Raw genomic sequence first — 19,936 nt, 5'->3', positions numbered from 1 at the left:
GCTACCTCGAGCCAACTCACAGCGAAACCCGCGTCAACTTGTCAGGATTCGAGATCTGCCGCAACCCGCGGATGGTGCCGTCAGGGCCGCCGTCCAGCGCCAAGACATCGAGTACCAGGACGTCGGCACGGCCCGAGTGCCGGAGTACCAGCGCTGGTTCCCCGTTCACAGCGATGAGCTCGGCGGTGATGGGCTGTACGGGATCGAAGGCGGCTGCCTTGCCGAGGATGCCCACGAAGAACCGCCCGATTCGTTCGGCCCCGAACACCGGGTTCATTGCGCTCTTGACCTTGCCGCCGCCGTCGGCCCAGAGAACAGCGTCCCGATCGAGCATGGCCACTACCGTGTCAATGTCACCTTGCTCGATGGCCCCTACCAGCTTCTCCAAGGCCGCGCGGTCCTTGGTCCTGGGCGCGGGAGCGTCCGGGTCGATGTCCAAACGGCGCTCGGCCCTGGAAATCATTTGGCGTACGGCAGCGGGGGTCTTTTCCAGGATGTCCGCGATTTCCGGCGCGGACATCCCAAAAGCGCGGTGGAGCACAAGCGCCGCACGGGCCTCCGGCGCCAGCTGCTCAGCCAGGTGAAGCAAGGTCAAGGACAGGAGCTCGCGGTTGGCCACGGTTTCCTCCGGAAGCCTGGAAGTGTCCACAGGCTCCGGCAACCAAGGCCCGGTGTAGTCCTCGCGCACAGCGGCGAGTTGCCGCACCCGGTCAACCGAGCGCCGAACGCACACCGTTGTCAGCCACGCGGGCCAGGACTCCACTCGGCGGCCATCGGTTTTCCGTTCCTGCCGGACGGCATCGATGGCAACCTCGGAGACGACGTCCTCGGCATGGCCGAAATCTCCCAACATCCGGTAGGCGATTCCCAGCAAACGATTCCGCTCGCTCTGCCACGCGGCCGTGGCCGATACCGCAAGACTCATGCCCTCCACGCTACCCCTCAGACGATCGGGTTCTTCTCATCTACCGGCGGCTCCATTTGCGTGCTCACGGCAATCCTGTTCCACACATTGATCGTGGAGATGGCCAGGACCAAACCACCCATCTGGCTGTCGTCGAAATGGGTGGCGGCCGCGTTCCAGACCTCGTCGGTGACGGTGTCCGGCCCCAGCTGGGTTATGGCGTCGGTCAAGGCCAGCACGGCCTGCTCGCGGGCATCGAAGAACACCTTCGAATGCTGCCACGCTGCCACGGCATGCAGCTTGCGGGTGGGAATCCCGCGCTTCCGGCCGTCGGTGGCATGCATGTCCACGCAGAAACCGCAGCCATTAAGGATGGAGGCGCGGAGCTTGATGAGTTCGTACAAATCGGGATCAACCGACTTCCGGGCGTAGCCTTCCAGCCCGATGACAGCGGCGTAGCCGAGTTTGTTGCTATGGCCGATATTGATGCGGGTCATGCTGTTTCCCTTCTGTGGTGGTGCCTTACATCAGGGATGTCGTAAGGGAGGGCCGAAGTGTGACAGCCTTGAGGACCTTGTTAGAGTCGGTGCGTGCGAGCAGTGATATTTGATGACGTCCGGGCCCAGCCTGAAGTGCGGGAAGTAACCACGCCTGAGGCCCCGGCCGGTGGAGTGGTGGTGAAAGTCGAGGCCACTGGCATGTGCCGCAGCGACTGGCACGCCTGGGCCGGACACGACGACATCGCCTTTCCCCACGTGCCCGGCCACGAGCTCGCCGGTGTCATTGCTGCCGTGGGCGAAGGCGTCCAGCGCTGGAAAACCGGCGACCGCGTCACTGTTCCTTTCGTCTGCGGATGCGGCAAATGTGAGTGGTGCTTGGCAGGAGAAGCCCAGGTCTGTCCGGAGCAGCAACAGCCAGGCTTTACCCACTGGGGATCCTTCGCCGAGTTCGTCGCCCTGCATGCCGCGGACAGCAATCTGGTGGCAATCCCTGACAGTGTTGAATTTACGACGGCGGCCAGCCTCGGCTGCCGCTTCGCCACCGCCTACCGGGCGCTCGCTGCCCGGGCAAAGGTGAAGAGCGGAGAATGGGTGACCGTCGTTGGCGCCGGGGGCGTGGGCCTGAGCGCAGTAATGATTGCCAAGGCGCTTGGGGCGCGGGTCGTGGCCGTGGACCGTAACCCTCAGGCGTTGGCCGTGGCAGCACGCCTGGGTGCCGAACACACCGTCCTTGCTGACGGCTCGGACATTCCGGAAGCCGTTAACCGGCTGACCAGTGGTGGCAGCCACGTGGCGATTGACGCCGTCGGAAGTGAACAAACGTGCGCCGACGCGATCCTCAGCCTTCGTCGTCGTGGAAGGCATGTCCAGATCGGCCTGTTGCCTTCCATCAACGGGCACCCGCGCGTCCCGATGGATCGCGTTATTGGCTGGGAGCTTGACCTGCTCGGCAGCCACGGCATGGCCGCAGTTGATTACCCAGGCATGATGGCGCTCATCGAACAAGGCTTGCTGCAACCACAGCTGCTGATTGAACGCACCATTGGCCTGGAGGAAGCGGCGGTCCTGTTGCCGAGCTTCGATACAGCGACCGTGGCCGGGATGACCATGATCGACCCGGCCCGCTAACTGCCTGGCACCCCCAACTAGGTCGCACTTAAGCGCGTTTTGAGCCGTCAAAACGCGCACAAATGCGACCTACTTGGGTTAGTCCACCGGGCGGTTCCGGTACGCAGCGAGGAAGTGTTCGATCCTGCGCACCGCTTCCTCGATGTCCTCCACGGTCGGCAGGATCACGAAACGGAAGTGGTCCGGTGTGGGCCAGTTGAAGGCCGTTCCGTGCGAGACGAGGATCTTCTGTTCCTGCAGGAGTTGGAGGACAAACTTCTCGTCGCTTTCGATGGGGTAGATCTCCGGGTCCAACCGGGGGAACAGGTACATTGAGCCGGCCGCGGGGACGCACGAAACGCCGGGGATCGCCGTCAACAACTTCCACGCCAGATCCCGTTGCTCACGCAGGCGCCCGCCGGGACGAATGAGTGCTTCGATGCTCTGGTATCCACCCAGGCACGTCTGGATGGCGTGCTGGGCGGGAACGTTGGAGCACAACCGCAATGAGGCCAGCAGCTCCAAGGATTCCCGGTAGGCAGCTGTTGCGGTCAATGGTCCCGTCACGGCAACCCAACCTGCACGGTAGCCGGGCATGCGGTAGGCCTTGGAAAGTCCGCTGAACGTGAGAACCGGGATGTCGTCCGCCACCGCGGCGGTATGAATGTGCGGGGCGTCGACGTAGCGGATCTTCTCGTAGATCTCATCGGAAAACAGGACGAGATCATGCTTCCGCGCCAACGCCGCGAATTGCTCAAGGATGTGCCTGGGGTAGACGGCACCCGTGGGATTGTTCGGGTTGATGATCACGATGCCGCGTGTGCGCGGCGTGATCTTCGCTTCGACGTCGGCCATGTCCGGCCACCAATTCTCGTCCTCATCGCAGAGGTAGTGCACGGCTTTGCCACCCGTGAGGGTCACGGCCGCGGTCCAGAGCGGGTAGTCGGGTGCCGGGATGAGGATCTCGTCGCCGTTTTCCATGAACGCCTGCAGGGTCATGGAAATGAGTTCGCTGACGCCGTTGCCGATGAAGACATCCTCGACGCCGATCGTCATCAGTCCGCGCGTTTGGTAGTACTGCGAGATCGCGGTCCGGGCGGAGAAAATGCCCTTGGAATCGCTGTAGCCTTGGGCCCCACGGATGTGGTGGATCATGTCCACCACCACTGACTCCGGCGCTTCCAATCCGAACGGTGCCGTGTCCCCAAGGTTCATCTTGAGGATGCGGTGTCCCTCGGCTTCCATGGCCTTGGCGGCCTGGAGGATGGGACCACGGAGTTCGTAGCGGACATTCTGGAGTTTGCTGGAGTGCTGCATCGGACGCATGGTTGATCTTTTCATGGCAGCTGCCCCGGCAGGCAAACGTGTCCGGAAATAGTCACGGGTTCAGTCGCACCTCGCAAAGTTGGGGGTTGCTCAGACAGATGTTCACCGGATCAACGATGATGCTGGACCTTAATTCAGTCCGTACCAAAACGAGCGCGTTGACGTTGACCTTGGTGCCGACGTCGGGATTGACGCCCACCACTACGCACCTCACCAGGGAGAGGGGCGGCGAGCTTTGGCAGGCGGAACCCTGGGTGAAGTCCAATTGCAGTTGTGCCGTCTGGAAGGCGTTACGGGCTGTTTCAATCCGTGATCCCAGGACGCTGGGCACGGTGGCCTTCACGGGAACCGCAATTTCCAGGTTGACCGTGCTGCCGCGCCCTACCTTCTCGCCGCCGGCGGGACTCTGGTTGACTACCGTTCCTTCAGGCGAGGCGCTTTCGATTTCCGTCGTGGCCGCTTTGAAACCGGCGTCCGTCACGATCTTGACCGCCTCAGCCTGCGGTTTGGTTTTCACATCCGGAACGTTGGCGTCCTTGAACATGAAGTACAGGATCACGCCGATAACCGCCAGCAGCACCACACCCCCGATGATCACCCACAACCACGGGAATCCCGGCTTGGGCTTCTGCTTTTCGGCCGTCGGAACAGTCAGTGTGACCACATGCGCCTGGTCCGCGTAGTCCTCAGGTGCGTCGTCGGCGGAGTAGGCGATCAACTTCACCGGGTAGCTGCCCTCGGAAGCTCCTGCGGTGTCGAAATTGACCACGTACTGTTCGGTGGCCCCGGCAGCGATGGTCCGCAGAGGGTTGGGGATGGTGGTGTACGTTTTCGACGGCGGATTGGTCACCTGCCCCGGGAAGGCGCCGAGCACCACACGCTCCGAAGTGGTGGAGCCGTTGGTGACGGAAGCTGTCAGCGATCCCTTCCCGTCGTTAAGAACCACATCCGGGGAGCTCAACGTCATGGTGATGGCAGTCATGGCACAACAACTCCTGGGATCGCGGTTTGTAGTTTCGGTGCATGGCAGCACATCTCAGCCTCCGGCTTCCTGGATCAGCAACACACAGGTCCCCAGACCGGGACAGACGATTCCCAGCTGTCCGCCCGAGGTCCCGAAGGTCAGGTCCACGGTTTTCCCTGGGCCTGAATTCTGCTCAGCCCGCGTGCCCTGCACCAACAGCGAGACGGTGACCGCCTGCTGCGGGGCGAGCCTTGCCCGCTTGGTGGGAGGTCCGAAATAGAACAGGCCTCCACCGAATTCCTTCACATCGAACACACACGCGCCCGTAACCACCAGTTGGGTATCCGATGCCGAACACGAACCGCCGTGGGCAGACAGGTCTGCCGAAGTGAGTTTCGCGCCCGCGGCTGCGCCGGAGAATCCGCCCTGCCAGTCCCGTGCTGCATCGTTGTTCCCGCCCCCGCAACTGACGCCGAACACCAGCACTAACAGCGCGATCACTCCACAGGCGACCACCACGAGAATTGGGGTTCGGTTCTCCTTATTCATGCCGGGTCATCCATTTGCCTGCACCGTGACCTCATCCGTCACGTGCGCGGGTTTCATGCCTTTGACGATCCGCCGGATCAACTCCAGCTGCCCGCCCGCCTCCGCAGGAACCAGCACCCTGATATGAAAGGCACCCGGAACGGATTCCACCTCGAAGCCCGGCACGCCCGTGGCCAGGTGCAGGAAACGGGTGAGCCCGTCCACAGTGCCGCGCCGTGCGGAGAGCTGCGCCGCGGCCGCGATGAGGTCCCGCTGCCGCGATATGGGAATGGCACCGGTCCCGGGAATGGTGCCGGATCCAGCGCCGCCCTCCGGACCGGGAAGCGTCAACCAGTCCAGATCCACCCAGCGCGAGAGAAAAGGAATCAACGACGACGGCGCGCGCCCGGGATCGGGAACGGTATGGATGCGGTCCAAGACCTGCCGGACGGGCCCATGCATATCCTCGGCCACAGCAAGAAGGGCCTGCAGGGGAGAGCTGGTGTCGGCGGCAACCTGGAACACTTCCGGCAGGACCCTCAGCAGCTTGGACTCCTGAGGCACATTGGACGCCTGAGGCACATTGGACTCCTCAGGCACGTTGGACTCCTGAAGCCCATCGGACTCAGCCATTGCCATGGACCACCTCGATCCTGTGTTCACCCGAGCAGAACAGCCAGGTGTCAGGCAGCGTCACAACATCCTCTACCACGCGCCGGGTGCAACTTTCCCACTGAACGGCGTTGTCCCAGCTGCGATAAACGCCTTTCGGGCCGGCAGCAAGGACCACGGGCTTGCCGCCAAGGATGGCGCCGGACACGGAACGGACAGGCTCGAACCGGGTACGGTCCCTCAACGGCAGATTGCAGTTAACGTCCGGCACGCTCCATTGCGCAGACGCCTGGCCCAGCTGCAGCCGTAAGACCCCGCCGCTCTGGGTAGCGGCGTAGGCAGCGTCACCCATCACGTGGACACCCCAGCAACTGCCCCCGGTCCAGCCAGCGCTGAACTGCTCCCACGAATTCATGAACGACTCATCAAAATCCGTGCGGCCCAACTCGTCGATCTTCAGCCGCAGGCATCCCGTCCCGGCCCCTTCCGGCACTGCGCGGCCGAGCCACACGTAGCTCGCACCGCCGTCGTACTGGATGGTCATGCAGCGGATGTCCTCGCCAGCGGCCTTGACCTGCTTGAAGCTGTCCGCTGTACCGGCATCGGGGGAGAGCCAGACGCCTGCCGAGGCCTCGGCGGCCACCACAACACCCGTCCGCCCGCGGACGTCCACCAAGGCGTCCACGGCGTAAAAGCCACGATCCGGCTGGGACGTGTCCACCACGTTCTGTACGGGAATGGCACCCTGGCTCATCGGAAGTTCGTAAAGGCCGCGTTCGCCTGCCAGCAACAGCAACGGCTCACCCTGGCGGTCCACCCAACACAAATCCGCGACGACGAACCCCAGTTCCGCTGCTCTGCGCCACGATTCCCCGAGGTCCTCGCTGAGATAAATACGGGAACCCGTACCAGTCACCGTGCTCACGGCCACCATGCCCGGGTGCCGCTCCGGACCCAGCCGGCCCGGTGCGGGGGAACGGAACGGGGCGATGGCCCGGACGGTTTCTTCCGCCTGGTCGCCGCCGGAGGGAACACCAAAATCCGCACAGGCTTCCCAGCCGTCGGCGGCGTTGGTGGTGCGGAACAGGGTGCCGCCCTGGGCCACGAACCACGTTTTGTCCTGGCCTTCAGCCTGGACCAAGGACACGGCATCACTGTCCGGAACTTTGTCCACTTCCAGCCTGACCCGGTCCACATACTGAACGCCAGGCTCGGCCTCCTCCATGGCGCGGTACAGATTGGAGACACGCAGTGGCTTCCCAAAGCCGGATCCGTAACTGGACGAATCCGGGCTCAGCGGACTGATCCCTTCAGACAGGCGGCCCACGATCCTGGATTTCACGGCCTCGGCATCCTCGTCGGGACGAACAACGATCCGCGCATCCACCAGCACCTGTTTGTAGAGGCCCCAGCGCACTACAGGCTCGGCGCCAACCGTGGACCGCCTGCGGAGATATTGTTCCACTTCGATTCGCACTTCGTCGCGTGCGTGTGACATAAGGTCCGCTGCGCGTAATGGTTGGGCCGCGCCTGCTCCGCCGCCGGGAACGAATGGCACCAGCACAATTTCCACTTCCCCGGGCCGGGCAAACGCCCACAGATCCTTGCGTGTGAAAGCCCTCGCACGGCCCACACCGCCGTGCCGCCGTGCCAGGACCTCGTAGTCCCGGACGGTAACTGCGCGGTCGCGGGCTTGAAAATCCTGAGGCGCGCGCCTCAGGGCGTTCTCCAAGGACTCGCCGTCGCGGCCTCCCGTTGCCGGCTCCGGATTGGTGACCTTGGCTCCCGGGACAGGGGAACGCAGCACCGTGAGCTGACCCGCGCCGACGTTACCGCCGGAACCACCACCGCTGCGGTACCAAGCGCGAACTTCGGCACCTGCCCCTGGTACCAATGGCCCTTGCCCGGTTTCCGTCCGCGTCCTGGACTCTTCGTCCCACCACGCGAACACCGCGACGCCGGCACTTCGGTCGATCCGCACCGGCATCTCACCAGGCCTTGCGTCGGCGAACGCCTCCACTTCCCTGCAGTACCGGAAGGGTTTTCCGTCGACCAGCACAGCCTCGCCACTGCTTAGCCGCGTCCCTGCCGGAACTTCGACGGCGATTGCCAGCCCTGCGCCCGAGACGATCGGCGCGTTCGGGATCACGAAGCTCTGGCCCGGCCTGCCGGTCCCGGTACCAATCGGTACGGCGTCGTACATGGTGACATCGGCTGCGGGGACCAGGACGCTGCTCTCGCCGGGAGCCAAAGTGGCTGCCGCCGTCGTCGTAAACACCGGCTGGGGTGAGCCAGGAACGCCCGGTGGGCAGCTGACCTGCGTGCCTCGGGGGATCCGGATCTCCTGGCCTGCGGTTGTGCCTGTGGCGGATGAGCGGCTGAACTCCAGCATCGTTTCGGCCGTGCTCGGCGGGTACAGCGACGTGCCCAGGAGGTTCAGGTAAACGGCGTAAAGCTTGTCCGGCACACGGTTGAGCCGGTACATGAGCGTGTCCGTAAGGTAGGCGAAGGCCTCCACGATGGTGATGCCGGGATCGTGGACCGAGAGGTCCGTCCACTCAGGGGCGATTTGCTGGATGCGCTCGCGGGCGCCGGCCACGAGCTCCGCGAAGCTGCGATCGTCCAGGTTGGGCACGGGGATACTCATACTGCACCTCCGGATTCCACGGGCAATGCGATGGCGATCTCGTCCTCCAGCTGGGTGGTGCGGACACGGTATTTCAGCCGTACCTCGAGAACCTCGGGATCCTCCGGCGAGCGTAACGCGTCCAGTGAAAGGACCGTGATGCGTCGCTCCCACTGCTCCACCGCGCGGGCCACATAGTGGATGGCCAGCCCGGCGGTGGTGTCGTCAGCCGGAGCGAATGCCAAGCGGAACAAGTGGCAGCCGTAGGTCGGGCGGTTGACGCGCTCGCCGGGCCTGGTGCTCAGCAGGAGGAGGAGGGCCTGACGGATGGAGGCTGCGTCCGTAACAGTCGCCAACCTGCCTGCCGCGGTGATGCGCAGACCGGGGACGCCGGCTGCTGCGTCGAAATCCGGATGGATGAAAGCAATCGATGTGTAGCGTGGGGCGCTCATGACTGTCCCTTTTTCATGAACCCGACCCCACCAACGTTTGTCCGGGCCGCCGCACCTTGTACTTCACGGCGCCCGGGGGTGTGCCGTCGGTGAAGCCCTCCACAGTGTCAAGGCAGACGGCCTTGCCCCCGATTCTGATGAAGGTTGAATAGCCTTTGGTCACCGGCAGCGTCTTATTGCACGGTTTGATGTTGATGCCAATATGAGGGCACATGCTGATGTCCCGGCCTTGGGGATCGTTGTCCACCAGCACCGGCGACCCCTTGACACGGACCCACTCCTGCGAGGGGACGTTCTCCACTTTGCCGTCGTGCCCGCACCGCAGGATAGCCTCCTTGACCAGGATCCTCATGGCTTAGGCCTCCTCGAAGTCGATTGATTTCGCACGGATTTTCATGGCTTTGCCCGGGGCTTCCAGCACCAGGTCCGTGGCAGCGGTGATGCGGAGCTTCTCCGGCCCCAGCTCCACTGACGAGCCGTGGCCGTCCGTGAAGCTCACGGTGCGCGCACCGCCGTCGAGCATTATTTGTTGGCCGTCCGCACTCCGGAACGTGTACCGGCTCTCCCGGGGAGTGTTGACGCGGTTGTCGGGCGTCTGTTCGCTGCCGTACAGGCCACCGAGGATGATGGCCTGAGCCGGATCCGTGGCGGGAAGCAGCACCAGGACGTGGTCGCCGGGAGCTGGCGGTGTGACCATCCCCTTGCCAGGACCAGCTGCTGCCGTGAGCACGGGAGCCCATGCGGTCTGCAGGTCCGGGTAGGCCGGTAGTTGCACACGCGCACGCCCACGGGCCTCGGGATCGTCAACGTCCACCACCGTGCCCAGAGTGAAGACGTCCGGGCGCCTTTCGGGAATCGGGCTCGGTGGTCGCGTGGTAAGGGTGGTTTCGTAGCCCGTGCCATCCAAACGGTGTGAGGCGCTCGCGATCAGGTACGTTCCTTCGATGGACGGCGCCACCCCCTTGATCCGCACGCGCCCACCCGCCCTGAGCCCGGGATTGCCCTCAGCCACGAACACTGCCGTGACCTGCCCGGCTATCCTGACGTCCAGCTCGGACTGCGCCAATCCATTCGCCTCCTGGGTGGAGTCGAGCACTTCGTTGTCCCGCCGGAGTTCGCCGCCTGCGCCCACGCTGGCCAATGCTGGGTCAGCTGCCACTTGGGCTTTGGCATCGCTGCTGCTCGTTTCGGCCTGGTGGACTGAAGCGTCCTCGCCACGCCAGCCGTTGATCATTGCGGACGCGTACGCGGGTTCCTGGCTGACCTCGATCTCTGCCGAATGCAGGGACTCCCCGAGGCTGAGCTCCAAGGGTTCGCCTTCGCCGTCGAGTCCTGTGAGCCTGAGGGTGCCGTCGTGCACCACAGGGTAGGCGCCCACCCGTGCACTCTGTTCAATGAGAAGGCTCAGGTCCGTGCGGGCGCACTGGTAGACCTGCCCGAGCTTGGCGCCGCCGCCCACTACATCCAGTCCGGTGCCCTCGCAGAGTTTCCTTGCCAAGGCAGCGAGATCGACGTCCTCGTGCAGCCTGGTGAATTGGCGTTTCCTCAGCCGGTGCAAGGCATCGTAGGCCCTGATACGGATTTCCTGACCGAGGTTGGCCCCGTAGCTGTACTCCACAACGGTCACCTCCCCCACGAAGAGCGGGGTCCGGTGGCCGCCGAGCTCAACCCGCAAGGCGTCACCAGGGCCCGGATCGACGCCACCCCTTGCGGCGGCAGTCCTGCCCGGACCGGGCCGCCAGCTGATGAGGCACTGGGCCGGCCTCGCCAGGGATCCCAGCACCTGGACTGAAACGATGGCTGCCGTCTCCGCAGTTGTCAGTCTTCGCCTGCCCAACGTCACGACGAGCTCGGGAAGGCCCTGGACTTGCCTCATGATGCTTCACGCCTCATGGTGCTTCACCAACCGGAGGGACGGCGAGCGGCCCGCTGAAGTGAGCGGGGTCGTCGATATCGTTGTACTCCAGGAGCAGCTTCCAGAGCAGGGGCGTCCCGAAGGCTTCAACGGAAAGTCGCCCCAACTCAGCCGGCGGCACCTCAGGAAGGAGCTCGCCGCCGTCGGGCATTGCTGCGGCCCTGTCCGTGCTGCCGTCGCCCGTGACCGCCAGCGTGTCCACCGGTGGGGCGGTCAGATCCACGGCAGGGACCCGCTGGGCGAGCTCGTAATTCTCTCCGCCTTCCTCGTCAGCGGACTGGCCAACGCGAACAAAGACCATCCGCATCCAGGACCTGAGCGGTGAACCGTCCGGGGCGAAGCGATCGAAGCGCTCCGCCACCTCGGTCACGATTCCCGGCACATTCCACGCACGGCCCCACACAAAGCGGACCGACGGCGGCCTCCGCTGGCGCTCCACCTCCGCGCTGTTCTCGGCGAGCGCCCAGATGGGCCTGGTCATTTGCCGCACGTCCTGCACATGAAGCGACGCCGGCGCGAGGTCGACGTCGAAGAGCAGATCCAGCCTCAGCTCGGTGTGGCCGCCTCCCGTGAAGAGCAGGGGGTCATCGGCCAGTCCGCTGCCGCTGAGTTTGCCGCCCGCACTTCTCCGGGGCTCCACGCCGGCCGAGCGCTGCATGACCACCGTTTCCGGGTTGAGCAGGCAGCCGAGGTGTTCCCCGGTGTCCTCGATCAGGAAGGCGACGCGCTCCATGTCAGACCGCCCGATGTTCGTCGGTGAGCCGGGCTTGGCGGGCGATCGCTTCGGTTACAGGGGCGGTTGCCGGGTTTGCCGTGGGCGCGGGCCGAGTGGCGAGCTCCGGCCAGGCTCCCTTGAGCGCCGGTGCGGGTGTGTGGGTGGGCGTGTGTTGTGGGGAAGGGGTGCGTTGTGAGGAAGGCGGGCGTTGTGGGGCCTGTTCTGCGCTCCATTTTTGGCTTGAAGCACGCATTTCGGGCCCCGCAACGAGGGGTGTTTCGGTTCGGTCCGTGCGGAGGCGGAGCCTGTGGGTGTCTTGCGGGGCCTGTTCTGCGCCCCATGTGGGCCTGGAATCGCGCATATCGGGCCCCGCAACGTGGGTGGGGATGTGTTGTGGGGCCTGCATTTCGCCCCATGTTGGCCCGGAAGCACGCACATCGGGCCCCGCAACGTGGGCTGTTTCGGGTCGGTCTGTGCGGAGGCGGAGCCTGGGGATGTGTTGTGGGGCCTGCTCTGCGCCCCATGTTGGCCCGGAGTCGCGCATATCGGGCCTCGCAACGTGGGGTGTTTCGGGCCGATCTGTGCGGAGGCGGAGCCTCGGGGTTTGTTGTGGGGCCTGCTCTTCGCCCCATGTTGGCCCGGAGTCGCGTATATCGGGCCTCGCGACGTGGGGTGTGGTGCTGGGGGTGTGTTGTGGGGCCTGCTCTTCCTCCCATGTGGGCATGGAATCGCGCATATCGGGCCTCGCGACGTGGGGTGTGGTGCTGGGGGTGTGTTGTGGGGCCTGCTCTGCGCCCAATGTGGGCCCGGAGTCACGCATATCGGGCCTCGCAACGTGGGGTGTGGTCCTGGGGGTGTGTTGTGGGGACTGCCTTGCGCGCCAAGAGCGTCCCCAGGCACGCAGAGTGGGCCTCGCAACAGGAGGGGTGTTGGTCGGAACGGCAGGAGGAACCAACCCGGCTTCGCGCAGTAACTGAACCCAGTGCTCAGGTGCGCCTTCCACGTTCAGGCCGCGCACCGGCGTCGAACTTTCCCACGAAGAGGGCTCCGAACCCGAAGGTGCCGGCGCGCCGGCACCCGGAGAACCCGAGCCCCGGCCCGACCCACGGTCCAGCCACGCAGCCACACCTCGCAACCGGTGCGCAGCCGCCCGCCGCCACGAGAAGCCAGGCTCAGGCGACGGGAGCGCGGGCATCGTCGAGCTCCAGGCGGTCGTATGCGATGCTGAGGGATTCGATGGCGAGATCCTTGCCCAGGGCGTCAAGGGGTGCGCCGAACCAGTCGCACGGCCAGGCCCCCAGGAGGTTCCAGCGGCGGACTTCCACGGAACCGGCATCGTTGAGCATCGCGATGGAGACGTTCCGGCGTTCCACCTTTCCGTCTACGGCTTTGAAGAGCCACTGCAGCATCTCGGTGGAGTCCGTGAGCCCGTACTTCAGAGTCACCGGGGTGTATTCCACTTGCCCGGGGATGACGCGGACTGTGCTGTTTTCGCCGCCTGAGCGGTAGAGGATCCGGTCGATTTTCAGGCCGAGGCCCTCCACTTTGGTGAAGTGGCCTTGAACCACGCCTTGGATGACGAGCTTGAAGTTGTAGGCCCGGTATGGGTCCACCACGTTGCCGGGCTGCGCTGCAGGTGTTGGGGTTGTCATGTCAGGCTCCTGCGCTCTCTGTCTCGCTGGTGTTGTCCGCCGACTGCATGAGCTTGAAGATCACAAACTCGGCCGGTTTCACGGGCGCGATCCCGATCAGCGTGACCACTTGCCCGGCGTCGCGGACCTCTGGAGGGTTGGTTTCTTCGTCGCACTTCACGAAAAATGCCTGTTGAGGAGTAGTCCCGAGCAGGGCGCCGTCCCGCCACACGTTGGTCAGAAACGCCCCGATGTCGCGCCGGATCGACTTCCACAGCGTGTGATCGTTGGGCTCAAACACCACCCAGCGCGTCCCGTCCGCCACCGACTCCTTGATCATGTTGGTTAGGCGACGCACATTCACGTACCGGTATTCGCTCGCTTCGGGAGCTTTGGTCCTGGCGCCCCAAATCCGGATGCCCTCGCCCGGGAAGTACCGGATGCAGTTCACGCCCGCCGGATTCAGGACCTCCTGCTCACCGCGGCTCACGCGCCGTACAAGATCGATCGCGCCTTGGATGGGCTCGTTGGCTGGCGCCTTGTGGACGCCGCGCGTCGCGTCAACGCGCGCCCAAACGCCAGCAATATGGCCCGACGGCGGCTGCGTCACCTTTTTCCCGGACACGGGATCGATCATCACGATCCAGGGGAAATACAGGGCCGTGTATCCGCCGGGGGATTGCGGGGCGCCGAGGTCCTGCTGCTCGCCGGCTTCGGTAGTTGCCCCTTCCTGACTAGCTGCGGCGGAGGGTCGTGGTGAGTCGGGCCAGTCCGGGGCATCGGAGGAAACCGCGGAGGAGGACGACGGCGTGCTATCGCTGCCTTCCGTGTCCACGGCTTCCTCAGACGCGTCTTCGGCTTCGCCCGAGCCGCCATCATCACTTGGGCGGGCGTCGTCCGAGCCGCCATCGTCGCCGCCCGGGCCTTCATCCGCCGTCGTCCGCTCGTCTGCGGCGCCGGGATCCCTCGCGCCCACCGGAACGCCGGACGTCGCGGCCCTGGTGAGCGCCCCGACGTCGTCGACTTTTTCCACCGTGTCCATGATGGCCATGCGATCTTGGCGGAGCGGGTGCTCCACATGCGCCGCTAGTGCCGCATAAGATTCAGCATCCGCGAAGCCCGGCGCGGCCACCATGGAGATGTCGTCCACGGCTTCGAAAAGCGTGAGGCCTGTGGGCTTGGTGGCCGTGCCCGTGAGGCTGCCGTTGGCCCCAATGTTCACCACATAACAACGGCTTCCTCCGTTTGAGAAGAAGCCGTAAACAGCGTTGGAGAGCGGTGTGCCCGCTGTCGCGTTGCCGACATATTGGTCCACGAACTGGGTCCAGTTGTCCAGCACACGGAGTTCATCCACCAACGCGTCCTGGTCCGGAGCCACGCCTACGAACGCCGCGATGCTGGTGTTGACCTGCCCAATGGCACGTGCGCCGCTGGGCACTTCCTGAACATAAACTCCCGGCGCCTGATAGTTCGCCATGGTGCTCTCCCTTTCCTACCCGCAAGCAAGCGGGTCAGGTCCACCGGATGATGACCGGCAGGCTGCTGGTGCTGGCCGAGACTTCCTTTTCGGTGCCGCTTACTGCTACGGCAAAGTGCTGGAGTTCATCCGCCGAGGCCAGGACCTCGAAGTGGCCGGTCGCATCGCTGACGACTGCCGTGGCGGAAGAATGGGCATGGATGTAGGCGTCCGGGATGCCTTTGTTGTGTACGTCCACGAGCCGTCCGTGGATTCGGCGGGCAACGCCGGTCTTGGCAATGAGCGGTTCAAGGACAGGCGGGCCGGCAGGTTCTTCGAAGCGCAGCGCCACGGGGATCCGGACCAGGAACCCGAGCCCTTGCCGGATGGCTCCGGAGTACTCCTCGGGACGGAATTCCCCGGTGGAAACTACCGAGTACTGGCTGTGGCGTTCCACGGCGAGGAGCAGTTGCTCCATGTTGTCCAGTTGTTGGGGGCCATGGCATTCCACTGCTACCCGCAGTTCGAGGTCCAAGACCGGGCCATCGCGACGCGACCTTCCCACGCGGTTGAGCGTGACTGCATGCACGGTGACCGGAGCGTCCGGGGTGGCAGCGACGGCGTCGGGGGAGCCGTCGTCGAACCTTACGCGCTGGGGAGTGACGGCGTCGGAAAGTACCCCCAGGAGGTCGGTCAACGACGAACGCACATAGCCCACGGCAGAACCCAGAACTCGAAAGGTGACCAGAATTGCAACTGGGACTAGGTTACTCCCGCTGTTGCGTGTAGTCACTGGGGAATCAGGAGTAACTCCATTCGATTGAATCTGCAGGTGGGCGCCCGCCCACGAATACTTCAGTTTGCTGCCTACTTCAATTCCCGGACTGCGTCCCGCCACCACGCCACTGTTGCTGCCGCAGCTTCCGGAAGGGGCGTCGGTTCGAGGCCCAGGAGGCGCTGGCTCTGCGAGGAATCCATCACGAACGGCCTCTCGAACTGGTAGAGCATTTCAGCAAGCTCGCGCATATCGGTCGAAAAGAGACCCGCGGTCCTCAATACCCATCCGGGAACAGCACTCACCTTCGGAACGGAAACGCCGGCAGCGTCAGCGAACGCCGTAGCAAGTTCGCGTTGGGTTAGCGCCGGACCGGTCGGAGCGTGGAGCACGGTGTTCCAAAGCTTTGGATCCCGGGCTGCCGCGATCATGGCGGCTGCCAGGTCAGGGACAAATGTGAACGAGTGCGGTTGCCCAGCGCTGCCAATCACCTGGACCGACTTTCCCTCCACAACCAGCGGGACCATTCGTTCGCCTGCATGCGCCGTCCGCACCAGCGGACCGAAGAAGTCGCCGGCCACAACACTCACAGTATTTGCAGCGTGCGCCTGCCGCGCGTTCAGCAGTTCCGTGCGGATGCCTCGTTTGCCTCCATCCGCCGCCCGTGGACCCGCTTCGGTCATCACACTGTCCGGCCGGCTATAGGAGTAGAGGCTCTCTGGAGATACGACGACGGCGCCCGCGGCTGCCGCTGCATCCATCACCACTTGTTCGGCTTGCGGAAGCTCGGCCGCCCACGCTGCGGCCCGGTATGCGGATCCGTGAATGCAATGGAAGACCGCGACAGCGCCGTTGAGTGCTTGGCCCAACTGCTGGGCATCGGAGGCATCGACGCGCATCCGTTCAATGAGGGGATGGTCCGGGCCGCTGCCGGACCGGGTGAGAATGCGGACGTTTTCCCCCTGCTCGGCGAGTTGTTCGGCGACGGTCCAACCAACGGGTCCTGCTCCGGTGACGACGTGCATGTTGATCTCTTTCCTCTAAGTCCAGTCCTAATGAGAGAGCACTGCTCTCTGAATCCAGAATGGCGGTCAACCACGTCAAAGTCAAGAGCGGTGCTCTCATTTGTTGATGGTGCTCTCTTTTGTGGCAAGCTGGTTGCATGCCTTCCACAGCACCGGATGCCGAAGCTGCCCCTAAAACCCAGCCGAAAGCCAAAACCCCGACTCCCCGCGAGCGTGCACGTGCACAAACCATCGCTGATATCGTCCGTCTCGGCCGGGAGCACCTGGCGGTCCACGGTGCGGCCGGGCTATCGCTGCGGGCTGTTGCACGGGACCTTGGCGTCGTTTCTTCGGCCGTTTATCGCTACGTGGAAAGCAGGGACGAACTTCTCACGCTCTTGCTCATCGACGGCTACAACGAACTCGGCGATGAAGTGGATACAGCGGTAGCGGCTGTTCCTGAGAATGATTTCGCAGGCCAGTTCCGTGCCTTGGGTAAGGCTGTTCGTGCGTGGGCGCTCAGGGAACCAGCCAGCTACGCCCTGCTCTTCGGCAGCCCAGTTCCCGGATATCAGGCGCCCGGTGAACGAACCACGGTCCCCGGAACGCGTGTCATCTTTCGCCTCGTTAGCATTTTTGACGCAGCCCATCGCGCGGGCGCCCTGAAGACGCAGGCGAGTCCCGCCGTCGTTATCCCACCAGCCTTGGCAGCAGACATGGTGAATATCCGGACTGAACTTGGGATCACGGTGCCCGAGTCTGCGCTGGCGCGGGGCGTGCTGGCGTGGACGTCCGTCTTCGGGGCTGTGAGCTTTGAAGTGTTCGGCCAGTACGGGCGCGATACATTTTCCGCGCGCGAGGAATTGTTCGAGCACCAGCTGCTCGTCCTCCAGGGCATGGCGGGGCTGTGACCAGCGAGCCTGTGACCAGCACCAGACGGTAAAGTATCAAGATGGTTCGAGGGCTTGCTGACATCGGCGCGGAGGGCATATTGCTCGCCGGAGCCGGGCGCGCCATCCTCCTTCAGATCGCTGATCCGAGGGTGGGGCACGGCGTCGCCGATCACAGCGACTTTGCCCAACGGCCGCAGGATCGTTTACGAGCCACCCTGACATACGTTTATGCGATTGTTTACGGTTCAGACGAGCAAGTTGCTGCGGTTCGCCGCGCCGTCAACCGCGCCCACGCTCCAGTGCGCCGGAACCCTGATGATGCGACAAAGGGCTACAACGCTTTCGATCCCGAGTCGCAGCTTTGGGTTGTCGCCACCCTGTACGACACCGCCGTCACCGTTTACGAGCAAGTGCATGGACCGCTCGACGACGAGACTGCCGACCGCATGTACCGAGACTATGCGCGCATCGGGACGGCGTTGCAGCTTCCCGCGAATATGTGGCCGCCCGATCGCGCGGCCTTCGCCCGGTATTGGGCATCGCACGTGGATCGGCTTCGACCCGATGAAAAAGCCCGCAAGATCGCCAGGGGCCTGCTGTATCCGGCGGGTGGGCCGGCACCCATGCGCCTGGCGATGCCACTTGCCCGCTTCCTGACCGCCGGTCTGTTGCCCGACCACTTGCGCGAAGGCTTCGGCTTGGAGTGGACTCCCATCGATGACCGCCGCTTCGAGCGGACCATGCGGTGGCTGGGACGCGTATATCCCAGGATCCCGAAGCGGATACGGCACTGGCCCAGGGACTACTACCTCAGCCACCTGGAAACCGCCCCGTTCAAGACGAAGGGCGGGGCAGGGAATGCGTAATTCGACCTCGGTGGAGCAAGCCATCGATGACCTCGCCCACCGCTATCTGGACCGCGCCCATAGGGGCCCGCTCCGCCTACGGCTAACCGAGTTCGTGGTGTTCGGGCTGAAGCAGGCGTGGGCCTGCGTCTTCGGCGCAGCACTGCTCGCGGTGATCATCGCAGCCCGTCTCTGGTATCCGGACGACGCCGCCTTGGCCCGGAATGACTTCCTGACCATCTCCGCCGTCATCATTCAGGTCCTGATGATCAGCTTCAAACTGGAGACGCTGCGCGAATTGCGGGTGATCGTGCTGTTCCATGCGGTGGGAACGGTCATGGAGTTGTTCAAGACCGATGTGGGCTCGTGGTCTTACGAGGCCGAGGGCTTCCTCCGGGTCGGGGCTGTTCCGCTGTTCAGCGGGTTCATGTATGCGGCCGTTGGCTCGTACATGGTTCGTGTGTTCCGGCTCTTTGACCTCCACTTCGACCACTACCCGTGGCGCTGGATCACCGCACTCGTGGCGGCTGGGATCTACGTCAATTTCTTCTCCCACCACTACATCTTTGACGCGCGCTGGTTGCTGCTTGCCGCCGTCGTGCTTGTCTACGGGCGGTGCGTGATGCACTTCCGGGTGTTCCGTAAGCGCTTCCGGATGCCCATTCTGGTGTCTTTCCTCTTGGTGGCGCTCTTCATTTGGTTCGCCGAGAACATCGGCACGTGGTCCCATGCGTGGCTCTACCCCAACCAGTTGAATGGCTGGCAGGCGGTCTCGATCGATAAGCTCCTCGCCTGGTTCCTGCTGATGATCATCTCCGTGGTGCTCGTGGCGTGGGTGTATAAACCTGAGCCGCCGCCCAGCCGGACAAGCGCCACGCAAATCCCTGACGCCACGCAAATCCGCCAGGGACATCCGGATATCCGTGGCGCCCGCCCGCTGGACTGACGTCGGTGCGTTTGCGTGTCGTCACGCTTCGCCGCGGGCGGCCTTGAGCGCCGCGCGCCTGGCTTGGAGTAGAGGCTCGACGTCGGGAATCTGCCTGAGTTCCATGGCTTGCATATCGCTACGGTGGCCCCGCGCGTCGATGACGATTCCGTAGCCGCCCGCACTCCCGGCCGCGAACCAGTAGTCGGTTCCGTTCCAGAGGGTGAAATCCGCAGGGATACCGTCCACTATGGCGCTCAGGTGCTCTGTAGTGTGTGCCGCGAATCCCGCGGACTGGCTCTGCCATTCCTCCAGCGACTTCGGCGGCCCGGCGATGGCCTGCCACCGGTTTCGCACTACCTCCAAGGGATCACGCGTAGTTGTGACCACTTCCATAAGCGGATCGGTGGCTGGGTTCGCAGGAAACGCGTTGCCGTGCACCACGCCACCCTCAGTGGCGTCCATCTGCCATGAACCAAGCATCAACGGCCCCTCCCAGTCCACAAGACGGAACAAGGGGAGGCGCCCGGCGCCCTGCCGGACCCTCTCTTCCAGCTCGTCGTTCATAGCCCAGAACGCATCCGGCGGCACGAATCCAGCGAACTCCATCGCGCAAGTCTGCCAGTTCACGCAGGGCGAAACCAGCTCTGGAAGCCGCGTACTTCCGGGGCAAATTTGAGCATGAAAGCCAAACTTGAGCGTACTTCACTCAACTTTGGATTGACATTGAAACGAGGCTGAGTACAGTTGAGTGCAGA

Annotated in this window: 20 protein-coding genes; 4 read left to right on the top strand and 16 right to left on the bottom strand. The window is 64.2% G+C overall.

Going from position 1 to position 19,936, the window contains the following annotated elements; genetic code table 11:
* Positions 1–16: 16 nt before the first annotated feature.
* Both LDN90_RS21340 and LDN90_RS21335 read right to left on the bottom strand, forming a co-directional pair.
* The gene (locus tag LDN90_RS21340; protein ID WP_216926756.1) at positions 17–925 is read right to left on the bottom strand and encodes a sigma-70 family RNA polymerase sigma factor; all 909 of its coding nucleotides are present in this window, start codon (positions 923–925) and stop codon (positions 17–19) included.
* A 17-nt stretch (positions 926–942) separates the two neighbouring features.
* On the bottom strand, positions 943–1,401 hold the full coding sequence (locus LDN90_RS21335) for a carboxymuconolactone decarboxylase family protein (RefSeq protein WP_216926755.1): 459 nt from the start codon (positions 1,399–1,401) through the stop codon (positions 943–945).
* A 93-nt stretch (positions 1,402–1,494) separates the two neighbouring features.
* Here LDN90_RS21335 and LDN90_RS21330 point away from each other — a divergent pair, with 93 nt between their 5' ends.
* Positions 1,495–2,532, top strand: coding sequence for a zinc-dependent alcohol dehydrogenase family protein (locus tag LDN90_RS21330; protein WP_223947039.1), 1,038 nt, complete (start codon positions 1,495–1,497; stop codon positions 2,530–2,532).
* Positions 2,533–2,610: 78 nt separating this feature from the next.
* Here the strand turns inward: LDN90_RS21330 and LDN90_RS21325 are convergent, their stop codons facing one another.
* The 13 genes from LDN90_RS21325 to LDN90_RS21265 form a co-directional block, all read right to left on the bottom strand.
* Positions 2,611–3,837, bottom strand: coding sequence for a pyridoxal phosphate-dependent aminotransferase (locus LDN90_RS21325; protein ID WP_216926799.1), 1,227 nt, complete (start codon positions 3,835–3,837; stop codon positions 2,611–2,613).
* Positions 3,838–3,889: 52 nt separating this feature from the next.
* Positions 3,890–4,819: a PASTA domain-containing protein gene (locus tag LDN90_RS21320; protein ID WP_223947038.1), complete on the bottom strand. Its 930-nt coding sequence runs from the start codon at positions 4,817–4,819 to the stop codon at positions 3,890–3,892.
* Between the two features lie 54 nt (positions 4,820–4,873).
* Positions 4,874–5,350: a hypothetical protein gene (locus LDN90_RS21315; RefSeq protein WP_223947037.1), complete on the bottom strand. Its 477-nt coding sequence runs from the start codon at positions 5,348–5,350 to the stop codon at positions 4,874–4,876.
* Between the two features lie 6 nt (positions 5,351–5,356).
* Positions 5,357–5,962 carry a phage tail protein gene (locus tag LDN90_RS21310; protein WP_223947036.1) on the bottom strand — a complete coding sequence of 202 codons (606 nt, stop codon included), beginning with the start codon at positions 5,960–5,962 and terminating at the stop codon, positions 5,357–5,359.
* Complete coding sequence (locus tag LDN90_RS21305) at positions 5,955–8,588, bottom strand: baseplate J/gp47 family protein (RefSeq protein ID WP_223947035.1); 2,634 nt, start codon at positions 8,586–8,588, stop codon at positions 5,955–5,957. Before LDN90_RS21305 ends, LDN90_RS21310 begins: the two co-directional genes overlap by 8 nt.
* Positions 8,585–9,019 carry a GPW/gp25 family protein gene (locus LDN90_RS21300; RefSeq protein ID WP_223947034.1) on the bottom strand — a complete coding sequence of 145 codons (435 nt, stop codon included), beginning with the start codon at positions 9,017–9,019 and terminating at the stop codon, positions 8,585–8,587. The genes LDN90_RS21305 and LDN90_RS21300 overlap by 4 nt, the downstream gene beginning before the upstream one ends.
* A 13-nt stretch (positions 9,020–9,032) precedes the next feature.
* On the bottom strand, positions 9,033–9,371 hold the full coding sequence (locus LDN90_RS21295) for a hypothetical protein (protein WP_223947033.1): 339 nt from the start codon (positions 9,369–9,371) through the stop codon (positions 9,033–9,035).
* Between the two features lie 3 nt (positions 9,372–9,374).
* The gene (locus tag LDN90_RS21290) at positions 9,375–10,895 is read right to left on the bottom strand and encodes a phage baseplate assembly protein V (protein ID WP_223947032.1); all 1,521 of its coding nucleotides are present in this window, start codon (positions 10,893–10,895) and stop codon (positions 9,375–9,377) included.
* A gap of 13 nt (positions 10,896–10,908) precedes the next feature.
* A complete protein-coding gene (locus tag LDN90_RS21285) occupies positions 10,909–11,667 on the bottom strand; it encodes a hypothetical protein (protein WP_223947031.1) in 759 nt (252 codons plus the stop codon).
* A gap of 1,154 nt (positions 11,668–12,821) precedes the next feature.
* Complete coding sequence (locus tag LDN90_RS21280) at positions 12,822–13,301, bottom strand: phage tail protein (RefSeq protein WP_159708998.1); 480 nt, start codon at positions 13,299–13,301, stop codon at positions 12,822–12,824.
* Position 13,302: 1 nt separating this feature from the next.
* Positions 13,303–14,757, bottom strand: coding sequence for a phage tail sheath subtilisin-like domain-containing protein (locus tag LDN90_RS21275; RefSeq protein WP_223947030.1), 1,455 nt, complete (start codon positions 14,755–14,757; stop codon positions 13,303–13,305).
* A gap of 34 nt (positions 14,758–14,791) precedes the next feature.
* Positions 14,792–15,445 (bottom strand): hypothetical protein, encoded by a 654-nt coding sequence (locus tag LDN90_RS21270; RefSeq protein WP_223947029.1) that lies wholly within the window; start codon positions 15,443–15,445, stop codon positions 14,792–14,794.
* Between the two features lie 158 nt (positions 15,446–15,603).
* A complete protein-coding gene (locus LDN90_RS21265; RefSeq protein WP_223947028.1) occupies positions 15,604–16,536 on the bottom strand; it encodes an NAD-dependent epimerase/dehydratase family protein in 933 nt (310 codons plus the stop codon).
* Positions 16,537–16,673: 137 nt separating this feature from the next.
* Between LDN90_RS21265 and LDN90_RS21260 the strand changes: the two genes are divergently transcribed.
* Genes LDN90_RS21260 through LDN90_RS21250 form a run of 3 tightly spaced genes read left to right on the top strand, consistent with a single transcriptional unit; the run spans position 16,674 to position 19,199 of the window.
* On the top strand, positions 16,674–17,426 hold the full coding sequence (locus tag LDN90_RS21260; protein WP_223947027.1) for a TetR/AcrR family transcriptional regulator: 753 nt from the start codon (positions 16,674–16,676) through the stop codon (positions 17,424–17,426).
* Positions 17,427–17,467: 41 nt separating this feature from the next.
* The gene (locus tag LDN90_RS21255) at positions 17,468–18,274 is read left to right on the top strand and encodes an oxygenase MpaB family protein (protein ID WP_223947026.1); all 807 of its coding nucleotides are present in this window, start codon (positions 17,468–17,470) and stop codon (positions 18,272–18,274) included.
* Positions 18,267–19,199, top strand: coding sequence for a DUF817 domain-containing protein (locus LDN90_RS21250; protein WP_223947025.1), 933 nt, complete (start codon positions 18,267–18,269; stop codon positions 19,197–19,199). Before LDN90_RS21255 ends, LDN90_RS21250 begins: the two co-directional genes overlap by 8 nt.
* 21 nt (positions 19,200–19,220) lie before the next feature.
* Here LDN90_RS21250 and LDN90_RS21245 read toward each other — a convergent pair whose 3' ends face one another.
* Positions 19,221–19,787 carry a hypothetical protein gene (locus tag LDN90_RS21245; protein ID WP_223947024.1) on the bottom strand — a complete coding sequence of 189 codons (567 nt, stop codon included), beginning with the start codon at positions 19,785–19,787 and terminating at the stop codon, positions 19,221–19,223.
* Positions 19,788–19,936 lie beyond the last annotated feature (149 nt).

This window comes from Arthrobacter sp. NtRootA1, from assembly GCF_019976975.1.
Taxonomy (GTDB): domain Bacteria; phylum Actinomycetota; class Actinomycetes; order Actinomycetales; family Micrococcaceae; genus Arthrobacter; species Arthrobacter aromaticivorans.
The sequence above is the reverse complement of the archived record's forward strand: the minus strand, read 5'-3'. Positions and strand labels throughout refer to the sequence as shown.

Excerpts from the sequence above, each read along its gene's own strand:
- LDN90_RS21340 (WP_216926756.1), bottom strand. The coding sequence starts at position 925 with ATGAGTCTTGCGGTATCGGCCACGGCCGCGTGGCAGAGCGAGCGGAAT.
- LDN90_RS21335 (WP_216926755.1), bottom strand. The coding sequence starts at position 1,401 with ATGACCCGCATCAATATCGGCCATAGCAACAAACTCGGCTACGCCGCT.
- LDN90_RS21325 (WP_216926799.1), bottom strand. The coding sequence starts at position 3,837 with ATGCGTCCGATGCAGCACTCCAGCAAACTCCAGAATGTCCGCTACGAA.
- LDN90_RS21320 (WP_223947038.1), bottom strand. The coding sequence starts at position 4,819 with ATGACTGCCATCACCATGACGTTGAGCTCCCCGGATGTGGTTCTTAAC.
- LDN90_RS21315 (WP_223947037.1), bottom strand. The coding sequence starts at position 5,350 with ATGAATAAGGAGAACCGAACCCCAATTCTCGTGGTGGTCGCCTGTGGA.
- LDN90_RS21310 (WP_223947036.1), bottom strand. The coding sequence starts at position 5,962 with ATGGCTGAGTCCGATGGGCTTCAGGAGTCCAACGTGCCTGAGGAGTCC.
- LDN90_RS21305 (WP_223947035.1), bottom strand. The coding sequence starts at position 8,588 with ATGAGTATCCCCGTGCCCAACCTGGACGATCGCAGCTTCGCGGAGCTC.
- LDN90_RS21300 (WP_223947034.1), bottom strand. The coding sequence starts at position 9,019 with ATGAGCGCCCCACGCTACACATCGATTGCTTTCATCCATCCGGATTTC.
- LDN90_RS21295 (WP_223947033.1), bottom strand. The coding sequence starts at position 9,371 with ATGAGGATCCTGGTCAAGGAGGCTATCCTGCGGTGCGGGCACGACGGC.
- LDN90_RS21290 (WP_223947032.1), bottom strand. The coding sequence starts at position 10,895 with ATGAGGCAAGTCCAGGGCCTTCCCGAGCTCGTCGTGACGTTGGGCAGG.
- LDN90_RS21285 (WP_223947031.1), bottom strand. The coding sequence starts at position 11,667 with ATGGAGCGCGTCGCCTTCCTGATCGAGGACACCGGGGAACACCTCGGC.
- LDN90_RS21280 (WP_159708998.1), bottom strand. The coding sequence starts at position 13,301 with ATGACAACCCCAACACCTGCAGCGCAGCCCGGCAACGTGGTGGACCCA.
- LDN90_RS21275 (WP_223947030.1), bottom strand. The coding sequence starts at position 14,757 with ATGGCGAACTATCAGGCGCCGGGAGTTTATGTTCAGGAAGTGCCCAGC.
- LDN90_RS21265 (WP_223947028.1), bottom strand. The coding sequence starts at position 16,536 with ATGCACGTCGTCACCGGAGCAGGACCCGTTGGTTGGACCGTCGCCGAA.
- LDN90_RS21260 (WP_223947027.1), top strand. The coding sequence starts at position 16,674 with ATGCCTTCCACAGCACCGGATGCCGAAGCTGCCCCTAAAACCCAGCCG.
- LDN90_RS21255 (WP_223947026.1), top strand. The coding sequence starts at position 17,468 with ATGGTTCGAGGGCTTGCTGACATCGGCGCGGAGGGCATATTGCTCGCC.
- LDN90_RS21250 (WP_223947025.1), top strand. The coding sequence starts at position 18,267 with ATGCGTAATTCGACCTCGGTGGAGCAAGCCATCGATGACCTCGCCCAC.
- LDN90_RS21245 (WP_223947024.1), bottom strand. The coding sequence starts at position 19,787 with ATGGAGTTCGCTGGATTCGTGCCGCCGGATGCGTTCTGGGCTATGAAC.